Here is a 10,439-nt window from a genome sequence, read left to right on the forward strand (position 1 = left end):
AATGTATGTTAAAATATTCAACCGCAGGTGAATCACACGGGAAGGCTCTTCTTGCGATTTTAGAAAATATTCCGGCAGGGCTTAAGCTGGATATAGGTAAGGTAAATTATGAATTAAGGCGTAGGCAACAGGGCTATGGCCGTGGAAAACGTATGCAGATTGAAAAAGATGCAGCGCAGTTGATTTCTGGTGTCAGACATGGAAAAACTTTGGGAAGTCCAATTGGCCTATGTATCGAGAATAGAGATTTTAGTATAGAAAAATTACCTGATGTTGCTTGTCCTCGTCCGGGACATGCAGATTTAGCCGGAGTTTTAAAATACGGCTTTAAAGATGTGCGTAATGTTTTAGAGCGTGCTTCAGCGAGGGAGACTGCAGCAAGGGTTGCAGTAGGAGCAGTCTGCAAAATATTATTAGCTGAGTTTAAAATTGATATTTCTAGTAATGTTATGTTGATTGGCGGAGAATGTTCTCCGCAGTCAATGATGAAACAGATAATGAAAGCACAGGAAAATAAAGATACTGTAGGCGGAATATTTGAAGTTACGGCAGATGGAGTCCCTGCGGGGTTAGGTAGCTATACTTCAGCGGATAAACGTTTGGACGGAAGATTGGCTCAAAACATAATCTCAATTCCCGGGATTAAAGCAATTGGTTTTGGGTTAGGGTTTGGTTTTGCGCATCGTTTTGGTTCGCAATGCCATGATGCGATCTATTACTCTAAAAATAGCGGATATTCGCGCAAAACAAATAATGCCGGCGGTATTGAAGGCGGGATTTCTAACGGAGAAGAGATTGTTTTACACGCTTGCATGAAACCGATTGCAACTTTACTTAAGCCTTTAGATTCGGTTAATATAAATTCAAAAAAGAAAGCTAAAGCAACGGTTGAGCGTTCTGATATTTGTGCAGTTGAATCAGCTGCAGTTATCGCGGAATCCGGCATGGCGTTTGTCTTAGCGGATGCTTTGTTGGAGAAGTTTGGCGCGGATAATATAGACGATATAAAGAAAGCTTATAAAGATTACTTAAAAAGAATACGATAAATTTGTGTTAGATTTTACCACTTCTTTCGTCTATTGCAATAGGAGGGGGTGAAGATGGATAGTGAGATTCAGGTTAGCCGTATCCATAAGCTTGATGGAGAGTCAAAGACTAAAGCATTTGTGGATATCTCTTTGGGCGGTATAGTGGTTAAAGGCTTACGGATCGTTGATGGAGTAAACGGTTTGTTTGTCAGTATGCCGCGCCGCCAAGGCAAAGACGGAAAATGGTATAATACCGTTTATCCGGTTTCAAAAGAGATGCATCAAGAGTTAAGCGAACTGGTTTTAGCGGCGTACAAAGAATAGGGATTAGGGACACATCCTAAATAAGGATGTGTCCCTAAAAAGCATGAAAAATATTTATTTAGTTGGTTTTATGGCAACAGGCAAGTCTTCCGTAGGCAAGGAGCTTGCGGAAAGGAAAGGTTGGCAATTTGTTGACCTCGATGATTTAATTGAACTAAAAGAAAAACGCAGGATCTCGGATATTTTTACTAAGGAAGGCGAGGCATATTTTCGTAAAATAGAAAAAGAAACATTAAAAGAAGTTAGCAAGGAGAAGAAATTTGTTGTTGCCTGCGGAGGAGGAATTGTAATAAACGAAGAAAATATCAAAATAATGAAGGAAACCGGATTTATGGTTTGCCTGTCTGCTTCTCCGGAAGCAATATTAAAAAGAACCTCTGGGTGTGCGCATCGGCCGTTACTTAACGTTAAAGACCCCAAAAAACAAATTGATTTACTATTAAAATTACGCGCTCCTTATTATTGTAAGGCAGATAAGACAATTGATACTTCAAGATTATCAATTAAAGAGGTTGTTAATAAAATTATTAAATTGATTGGGAGAAAATAATGGTTAAGGATTTTTCTAAATTCATAATTCTTATAGTAGGTATAATATTGGCATTAGGTTTATTTTCTCTTGATGGTTTTTGCCAGTCTGCAGAGGACTACGTGAAAAAAGGGATGGATGCTGCCAAGAACGGGAATACCAGTGAGGCAGCTTCATATTTTAGTAAGGCAGCTGCTTTGGATCCTAAGTTAGCCGCGGCATATGCCGAAAGAGGGAAAGCCTTAAAAGAAAAAGGAGACTTAAACCAGGCGATTGAAGAATATAACAGGGCAGTAGCATTAAATCCAGGCCTTTCCTCTGGTTTTCAAGACAGGAAACGTTACTCCAATCCGACTATTGACGGTTTAACAAAAAAAATTGATTTAAGTATAGATTTAGGAGAAACGTATTATGAACGCGCAATCGCCTATTTCTACAGCGCAAAATATGAATTAGCATGGCAAGATGTGCTTAAAGCGCAAAATTTAGGATATACGGTTAATCCGGCTTTTGTCTCAGAGTTAAAAAAGGTCCTTGAAAGGAAAGATGACACTCAGAAGAAATAAAATTTCCTCTTTTGTTATTTTAGGGTTATTTATTTTATTTTTTTCAAGATCATTTGTTTGTTTTGCTCAGGAAGAAGTTTACCAGCTTTTTAAGAAAGGCCTTGATTATCTTGATGAGGCAAAATACGATGAGGCCTCTGATGAATTTATTAAGGCTATAGCTTTAAGTCCTCGCGACGCCTCGCTTTATTATAACCTTGGCCTGGCATATCATAGAAAAGGAAGACTCGACGATGCCATCATCAAATATTCAAAAGCGTTGGAGATTAATCCGGAATATACTGATGCTTTATATAACCGCAGGCTTGCTTATGAAGAAAGGGCTAGCCCTGAGCAGGCAATAGTTGACTACAATAGAATAATTGAAATTGATCCTGCTTATGCCGAGGCTTATTCTAACCGCGGAGTAGCTTTCAAGGATAAAGGAGATTTGAACCAGGCTATTGCTGATTACAATAAGGCGATACAAATTAACCCGAAGGTGGCAAACGCCCATTATAATCTGGGGCTTTCATTAAAGGCTAAGGGAGATTTTAAGGAGGCAATTTCGGAATTCAGCAAAGCCATAAAGCTTGAGCATGGATTTATTAAAGCCTATTACAATAGAGGCTTGGCTTATCAGGAAAGCGGTGATTTAAATAGGGCTCTTAGCGATTATGATAAGGCAATTTTGTTTGACCGAAATTATGCTGAAGCCTATAACAACAGAGGGGTAGTCTATTTTGATTTAGGAAAAATCGCATTGGCAATTTCTTCTTACAATAAGGCAGTGGAATTAAACCCGGATTTTTATTTAGCTTTAAATAATCGTGGAAACGCATATTATTCCCGGGGAAATATTGATTTAGCTATCTCCGATTATAGCAAGGCAATTGAAATCAATCCGCTTTATTCAAAAGCATACCTTAACCGCGCCCATGCCTATTTTGTAAAACAAAGATATACCTCGGCCTGGAAAGATGTACATATGGCTGAAAAATTAGGCAGTGCCGCTGATTCGGAGTTTCTCTTAACGCTTATACAATTATCCGGACAAAAGAAATAAAATGAATAGCCTTGAGGCACTTATTTCTCTAAATATGGTTTCCGATATCGGGAGCCAGCGCTTAGAAAGGCTTCTTGATTTATTCGGTAAGCCGGAGAATATTTTTGGGGCTAGCAAAGAAAAGCTGATGTTAGTGCCCGGAATAGGCGAAAAAATATCCGGAGAAATCACTTCTTTTAATACGGAAAATCTGGATAGAGAACTTACTTTAGCCAGTAAGCTTGGTTTAAAGATCGTAACTTTAGGCTGCCTTGATTATCCTGAGAGCTTAAGGAATATCCCTGGTTCGCCGCTTGTGCTTTATTATAAAGGAAGCTTAATTGCTGAAGACAGGTTAAGTATCAGCATTGTTGGTTCGCGATTGGCTTCGTTCTATGGCCTTGAGAGTGCTAAAGAATTTTCCAGCGCTTTAGCGGAAAGAGGATTTACAATTGTTTCCGGTTTGGCGAAAGGCATTGATACTTATGCTCATAAAGGAGCCTTGAGGGCAGGCGGCCGCACCCTGGCGATAATGGGAAGCGGTTTTAATAATATATATCCTCAACAAAATATAGATTTAGCTGAGGAGATTGCTAAGAATGGAGCGGTAATTTCGGAATTCCCAATTAATACGAAGCCTTTTAAGCAGAATTTCCCCCGGAGGAACCGGATTATCAGTGGTTTATCTTTAGGTGTATTGGTTGTTGAAGCAGCCAGGAATAGTGGAGCGCTTATTACTGCGGATTTTGCTTTGGAACAAGGAAGAGAAGTTTTTGCTTTGCCCGGGAGGGTTGATTCAGTTAAATCTTCCGGAACAAATGAATTGATAAAACAAGGAGCAAAGCTTGTAACTTGCGTGGATGATATTGTGGAAGAATTCGGTATGCCGGTTATCTCCTGCAAGAAACAAGAAAAACCTTTATTAAGGAAAGAGGTAGTATCTTTAAATAGTAAAGAGGAGTCGGATGTTTATAGTTTAATTTCCGATGAATCTACGCATTTAGATACTCTCGTAGAAAAGACGAGCTTGGATATTTCAAAGATATCTGGTATAATTTTGAAGTTACAATTGATGAAATTAATTAAGCAACTACCTGGAAAGCAATTTGTAAGGAGCGGTAATGAAAGATAAAAGTTTAGTCATTGTAGAGTCGCCAACAAAAGCAAAGACTATAAGCAAGATCCTCGGTAAGAATTTTTCCGTGGTTTCTTCTATGGGGCATATTATTGATTTACCTAAAAAGAAGCTTGGGGTAGATATTGAGAATAACTTTGAGGCGGAATACGTAGTTATTCCCGGGAGAAAGAAGCTCCTGGATACTTTAAAAAAAGAGGCAAAGGATAAAGACAATATCTTTATGGCAACCGACCCTGATAGGGAAGGAGAGGCAATCGGCTGGCAGCTTAAAGAGAATCTTTTTAAGAAAAAAAAGGTTTTAAGGGTTGTTTTCCATGAAATTACATCAGAAGCTGTTAACGCCGCATTCAAACACCCCAGAGAATTTGACCTAAATATGATTGAGGCGCAAAATGGCCGTAGGATATTGGACAGGATTGTAGGCTATTTCTTAAGCCCTTTATTATGGAAGAAGCTTGCGCGCGGCTTAAGCGCAGGAAGGGTGCAGTCTGTTGCTTTGAAATTGATAGTGGACAGAGAAAGAGAGATTGAAAAATTTATTCCCGCTGAATATTGGGAGATTGAAGCGCTTTTAAAGAAATCCGGTGATGCTTTTAGCGCAAAGCTGGATAAGATTGAAGGTAAAAAAGCCGAAATTAAGGCTAAGGAATCGGCAGAAGCAATTGTTAACGAGTTAAAAGAAAAGAAATTCATCGTCTCTGATGTAAAGAATACCAAAAAAAGAAGATTTGCATCCCCTCCTTTTATTACCAGCACTCTTCAACAGGAAGCATTTAACAAATTAAAGTATAATGCCACCAAGACGATGATTATTGCCCAGCAATTATATGAAGGTATAAATATAGGCAAGGAAAATCCTGTTGGCTTGATTACTTATATGCGTACGGATTCGCCGCGGGTTGCTCCCGAAGCAATAACCGAGGTCAGGAATTTTATAAGTAAGCAATTTGGAAAGGAATACCTTCCTGAAAGCCCCAATGTCTATAAAGTTAAAAAATTAGCGCAGGAAGCCCATGAAGCTATCAGGCCAACGATGGTGAAAAGCTCAGCTGAAAGCTTAAAAGAATTTCTAACTCCTGAACAATTTAAATTGTATGAGTTAATTTATAATCGTTTTGTCTCCAGCCAGATGACTCCGGCGGAATATGCTGTTATCAGTGTTGATATTGAGGCGGATAAATATTTATTTACTGCTTCCGGAAGCGATTTGGTTTTTGATGGTTTTATGGCTATGTATAAAAAGGAAGACGAGGAAGATTCTGAAGAAAAAGGCGATGAGGAGAAGAAGAAAAACAAGATTCCTGTTTTAGTAAAAGGCGATTATCTGGAATTGGCAGGGATTAACCCTTCTCAGCATTTTACCAAGCCGCCGCCGAGGTATTCCGATAGTTCTTTGGTAAAAGCGCTGGAAGAAGAAGGGATTGGAAGGCCTTCAACTTATGCTCCGATTATCCAAACGCTTATTTTGCGTGATTATGTTCGTAGGCTTAAAGGTTATTTTTCTCCTACGGAATTAGGGTTTAAAGTTTGCGACCTATTGGTTGAGTATTTTCCAAAAATAATAGATGTGAAATTTACCGCGCTTATGGAAGAGGAATTGGATGAGATTGAAGAAGGCAAATTTGACAAAGTAAAGGTTCTGCAGGAATTTTACGCACCATTTAAGGAAAAGCTTGATTATGCACAGGAGCATATTAAAAAGGAAGTTATTACAACAGATGAAGTTTGTGAAAAATGCGGTAAGCCGATGGTTGTGAAATGGGGCAGGCGTGGGAAATTCTTAAGTTGTTCAGGATTCCCGGATTGCAAATTCTCCAAGTCAATTACCACTAAAGTTAAATGTCCTGCGCCAGATTGCGGGGGAGAATTAATTGAGCGGCATTCAACGCGCGGATTTTTCTATGGCTGTTCAAATTTCCCTAAATGCACATTTACTTCGCGGACACTGCCGGAAACTAAAGAAGAGTAATGCAAAAGCACATTGAAAAGTTCATCCGTTACCTGGAAATTGAGAAGAATTATTCAAAACATACTATTTTAAATTATAATTTGGATTTGGAAAATTTTAAATTATTTGTCGGCGACCTTGAATTAGAAAAAATAGATTATCTTGCCTTAAGAAGATATCTGGCTGTTTTAAAAGAAAAGAAATTAAGCAGCCGGACGGTTGGAAGAAGGTTGTCCAGCCTGCGCAGTTTCTTTAAATTCTTAGTAAGAGAAGCTTATCTAAAGACAAACCCGATTTTAGCTCTCTCAAGCCCCAAATTAGACAAGCATCTGCCTTCTTTTATGACCGAAGAAGAGGTGAAGGGGTTAATTGAGTCAGCGTTTCCTAAGGATGAAAAAGACGAATTGAGCCTGCGTGACAGGGCTATTTTAGAGACGTTTTATTCTACGGGGATTAGGATCTCGGAGCTTGCCGGGCTTAACCAGCAGGATGTAGATTTTATCAGCGGGATTGTAAAAGTCCTTGGAAAAGGGAGAAAAGAACGTATTGTCCCGATAGGAGAAACGGCAATTATAACAATCAGGAAATATCTGGAAAAAAGAAAAAAGCAAACCGATACACTTTTTCTTAATAAAAACGGAAGCCGTCTTACAACACGCGGCTTAAGGGATATCGTACATAAATATATTTTACGCGCCGGTATAAAACAAGGAGTTTCGCCGCATACATTCAGGCATTCTTTCGCAACGCATCTATTAAACCGCGGTGCAGACTTGCGTACAGTGCAGGAGCTTTTGGGGCACGCCAATCTTTCCACGACCCAGATTTATACGCATCTTACTACGGAAAGATTGAAAAATGTTTATGATAAAGCTCATCCTCATGCTTAAATGGTTGAATTAACATAAGAATATTAAAATGTTTATTATCTACGATTTAATTTCATTAATTTTTGTTATTTTTTTTCTTCCGTTTTATCTGCTCAAAGGTAAATTCCATAAAGGATTTTCCCGCAGATTCGGGATATTGCCTAAGAGCCTTAATTTAGATAGGCCTATTTGGGTTCATGCTGTAAGTGTTGGCGAAGCAATCGCCGTAAGAGGTTTGGTTGAAGGCTTAAGGAAGAATTATCCGGGCAAGAAAATTGTTTTCTCAACTGTAACCGCAACCGGAAATAAAATCGCCCAGGAAATAATTAGGCAAGGCGATTTGTTGACATACCTGCCTTTGGATTTCAGTTTTATTATTAAAAGCGTTGTAGAAAGAATTAATCCTTCTGTTTTTATCGTCGCAGAAACCGAGATTTGGCCTAATCTGTTTACCTGCCTTCATAAGAAAAATATCCCGATAATTACTATTAACGGGAGGATTTCCGATAAATCTTTTAAAAAGTACCGCGCTATTAAATATTTATTAAAACCAATTTTAAATAAGATTACCCTTATCTGTGCGCAGACAAAAAACGATGCTAAGCGTTTTGCAGAGCTGGGAGCTAGGAAAGAAAAGATAATGGTTTCCGGGAATCTTAAGTTTGACGCAATTAATTCTTTGAGCCATGGGAAAAAAGATGTGGAGATAAAATTAAAATTAGGGCTTAAAGAAGATGATAAGCTATTTGTATGCGGTTCAACGCACCCGCAGGAGGAAGAGCAGATTATAGGGGTATACAAAAACTTGTTACACGATTTTCCCAACCTTAAGTTGCTTATTGCTCCCCGCCACCCTAATCGCGCAGAAGAGGTTGGTAAGCTTGTTTCAAAATCCGGCTTAAGAAGCGTTTTATTCTCTAAGGAGGTTTTTCCTGAGTGCTCCTGTGTTGCAAAACCGGTATTTATCCTTGATATCATCGGGAGATTGCTTGAATTTTATGCTCTTGCGGATATCGTTTTTGTCGGGGGGAGTTTAGTGAAAAAAGGCGGGCACAATATTTTGGAGCCGGCAATTTTTGGAAAACCAATAATCTTCGGGGCTCATATGTTTAACTTCCGCGATATCAAAGATTTATTTTTAGATAATAAAGCCGCTGTTTTAGTTAACGACCCGCAGGAATTAAATGTAATTGTTAAAAAGCTCCTTAAAGACAATGCGTTTGCTAATGAACTTGGAATTAAGGCTAAGAGTTTGGTTTTAGAAAATCAGGGTGCAACAGCGAGGACATTGGAATTAATAAAGAACGAATTATAAAAAACGGGTATAAATACTAATGGATAAATTTATGCTTGAGGCAATTAAGGAAGCGAAGATTGGGTTAAGCCAGGGCGGTATCCCTATCGGTTCAGTGCTTGTGAAAAACGGAAAAGTTATCGGAAGGGGGCATAATAAACGCGTGCAGGAGAAAGACCAGATTTTACACGCGGAAATTGATTGCCTGCGTAACGCAGGAAGAGTTGGAAATTACAAAGAGGTTGTTTTGTATTCAACTCTTATGCCTTGTTATTTATGCGCCGGAGCAGTTGTGCAATTTGGGATTAAAGAAGTAATCGTCGGTGAGTCAGAGACTTTTCCCGGGGCAAGAGAATTTATGGAATCAAAGGGAGTAGAGGTTATTGATTTAAACATTGAAGAGTGTAAGCAGTTGATGCGCGATTTTATCAAAGATAATCCTAAGCTTTGGGATGAAGATATCGGGAAGTTATAGGTGTAAATCTTGTTTTAAGCCCGCAGGGACGAATAATACACTTCTAAAAAAATAACATTGGAGATAAAAAATGAAAAGATTTATTTTATATTTAATCCGTTGGCAATTAAGTACCCCAATCCTTTGGTTAGTTGTAAAACAGATGGGGACGAGCCTTTATTCAACTGTTATCGCTAATTTAATTGGTGGAGCAATATTCTTCTGGGTGGATAAGTTTATTTTTACTTCTCAGGCAATAGAAGTATGGCATATTAAGGAGGGGAAGTGCGATAAGTGCGGAGTAAACTCGCATCTTTGGAGGCTGGTAAAGACAGCTGGGTACGATAAGAGCCAGTCAAAGCCGGTATTTTTATGCATGAAATGTTCAAAAGAAAAAACAGATGAATTAAGGGCGCAGGGGATACCTGTCCGGGGGAAAAGTAAATAGAAAGTAAAGCTTTGGAGAAAGGAAGTGTATTATGAATGCTATAAAAACTAAATCACTTGAGAATTTGGAACAGAAAATGGAAAATTTAGATCAGAACTCTTTAAGATACCATGTTTTAGAGAGCGCCAAGAGCTTTAAGACTTCATGGCTTGATTTGGGGCGCTCCCTTTATTCTGTTTGGAAAGATAAATTGTATAAAGATTGGGGTTATACAGAATTTGATATTTATACTGTAAAGGAAATTGGTATCAGGAAACAAACCGCGATGAAGCTTTTAAAATCATATTATTTTCTAGAGAAGGAAGAGCCCGGGTATCTGCAGAAAGAATTCTCTGAAACTGCCAATGCTGCACAGCTCCCGAGCTATGAATCCGTTGACCTTTTGCGTACGGCGAAAAACAAAAAAACTATTGATGAGGAAGATTACAATAATCTAAAGAAAGATATTTTTGAAAAAGGTAAAGACGTTAGAGAAGTAAAAAAGGATTTAACCGCAATGATTAGGCAGAGGCAGGAACTTGAGCCGGAAGAAGCCTATGAAAAGAGAAGATTTGCGACGATAAGAAGATTCCTAGGGACTTTGAAAGCGTTAAAACAGGAAGTTGAAATGTCTAAGCTTTTGCCCAGCCCGATAATCAAAGAAGCAGAGGCTCTCATTAAGAAATTAGAGTCAGAATTAGGTTAGCTCTCTAATGAATCTGCCGTCTTTTCTCGTTCAAATTAGACTTTGCTTTATGGTTTTCGCTTCCGTGCACTCAAAAATTTTTGCCGTCGGCTGCGGTTTATCCCCTTCGGGGATTTCGCCAGTAGGATTGTA

The 10,439-nt window shown here is 38.7% G+C and carries 12 protein-coding genes; all 12 read left to right on the forward strand.

Translation table 11 applies throughout. The features are described 5' to 3' along the window. Positions 1-5: 5 nt before the first annotated feature. Positions 6-1,046, forward strand: a complete 1,041-nt coding sequence (locus tag PHO70_06985) for a chorismate synthase (GenBank protein MDD5432708.1) — start codon at positions 6-8, stop codon at positions 1,044-1,046. Positions 1,047-1,100: 54 nt separating this feature from the next. Continuing rightward, entirely contained in the window at positions 1,101-1,352 is a 252-nt protein-coding gene (locus PHO70_06990; protein ID MDD5432709.1) for a SpoVG family protein, read from the forward strand. A gap of 43 nt (positions 1,353-1,395) precedes the next feature. Next, positions 1,396-1,902: a shikimate kinase gene (locus tag PHO70_06995; protein ID MDD5432710.1), complete on the forward strand. Its 507-nt coding sequence runs from the start codon at positions 1,396-1,398 to the stop codon at positions 1,900-1,902. Then, complete coding sequence (locus tag PHO70_07000; GenBank protein MDD5432711.1) at positions 1,902-2,447, forward strand: tetratricopeptide repeat protein; 546 nt, start codon at positions 1,902-1,904, stop codon at positions 2,445-2,447. Before PHO70_06995 ends, PHO70_07000 begins: the two co-directional genes overlap by 1 nt. Beyond that, positions 2,428-3,492 (forward strand): tetratricopeptide repeat protein, encoded by a 1,065-nt coding sequence (locus PHO70_07005; protein MDD5432712.1) that lies wholly within the window; start codon positions 2,428-2,430, stop codon positions 3,490-3,492. The genes PHO70_07000 and PHO70_07005 overlap by 20 nt, the downstream gene beginning before the upstream one ends. 1 nt (position 3,493) lies before the next feature. After that, a complete protein-coding gene (dprA, locus tag PHO70_07010) occupies positions 3,494-4,603 on the forward strand; it encodes a DNA-processing protein DprA (GenBank protein MDD5432713.1) in 1,110 nt (369 codons plus the stop codon). Beyond that, on the forward strand, positions 4,593-6,578 hold the full coding sequence (gene topA, locus PHO70_07015; GenBank protein ID MDD5432714.1) for a type I DNA topoisomerase: 1,986 nt from the start codon (positions 4,593-4,595) through the stop codon (positions 6,576-6,578). Before dprA ends, topA begins: the two co-directional genes overlap by 11 nt. Further along, entirely contained in the window at positions 6,578-7,447 is an 870-nt protein-coding gene (gene xerC, locus PHO70_07020) for a tyrosine recombinase XerC (GenBank protein MDD5432715.1), read from the forward strand. Before topA ends, xerC begins: the two co-directional genes overlap by 1 nt. A gap of 28 nt (positions 7,448-7,475) precedes the next feature. Next, positions 7,476-8,741 carry a 3-deoxy-D-manno-octulosonic acid transferase gene (locus PHO70_07025; GenBank protein MDD5432716.1) on the forward strand — a complete coding sequence of 422 codons (1,266 nt, stop codon included), beginning with the start codon at positions 7,476-7,478 and terminating at the stop codon, positions 8,739-8,741. Between the two features lie 19 nt (positions 8,742-8,760). Further along, on the forward strand, positions 8,761-9,195 hold the full coding sequence (locus PHO70_07030) for a nucleoside deaminase (protein MDD5432717.1): 435 nt from the start codon (positions 8,761-8,763) through the stop codon (positions 9,193-9,195). A 70-nt stretch (positions 9,196-9,265) separates the two neighbouring features. Next, entirely contained in the window at positions 9,266-9,622 is a 357-nt protein-coding gene (locus PHO70_07035; protein MDD5432718.1) for a hypothetical protein, read from the forward strand. Between the two features lie 31 nt (positions 9,623-9,653). After that, positions 9,654-10,307, forward strand: coding sequence for a hypothetical protein (locus PHO70_07040; GenBank protein MDD5432719.1), 654 nt, complete (start codon positions 9,654-9,656; stop codon positions 10,305-10,307). Positions 10,308-10,439 lie beyond the last annotated feature (132 nt).

It is taken from the genome of Candidatus Omnitrophota bacterium (assembly GCA_028715415.1).
Lineage (GTDB): Bacteria > Omnitrophota > Gorgyraeia > Gygaellales > Profunditerraquicolaceae > JAQURX01.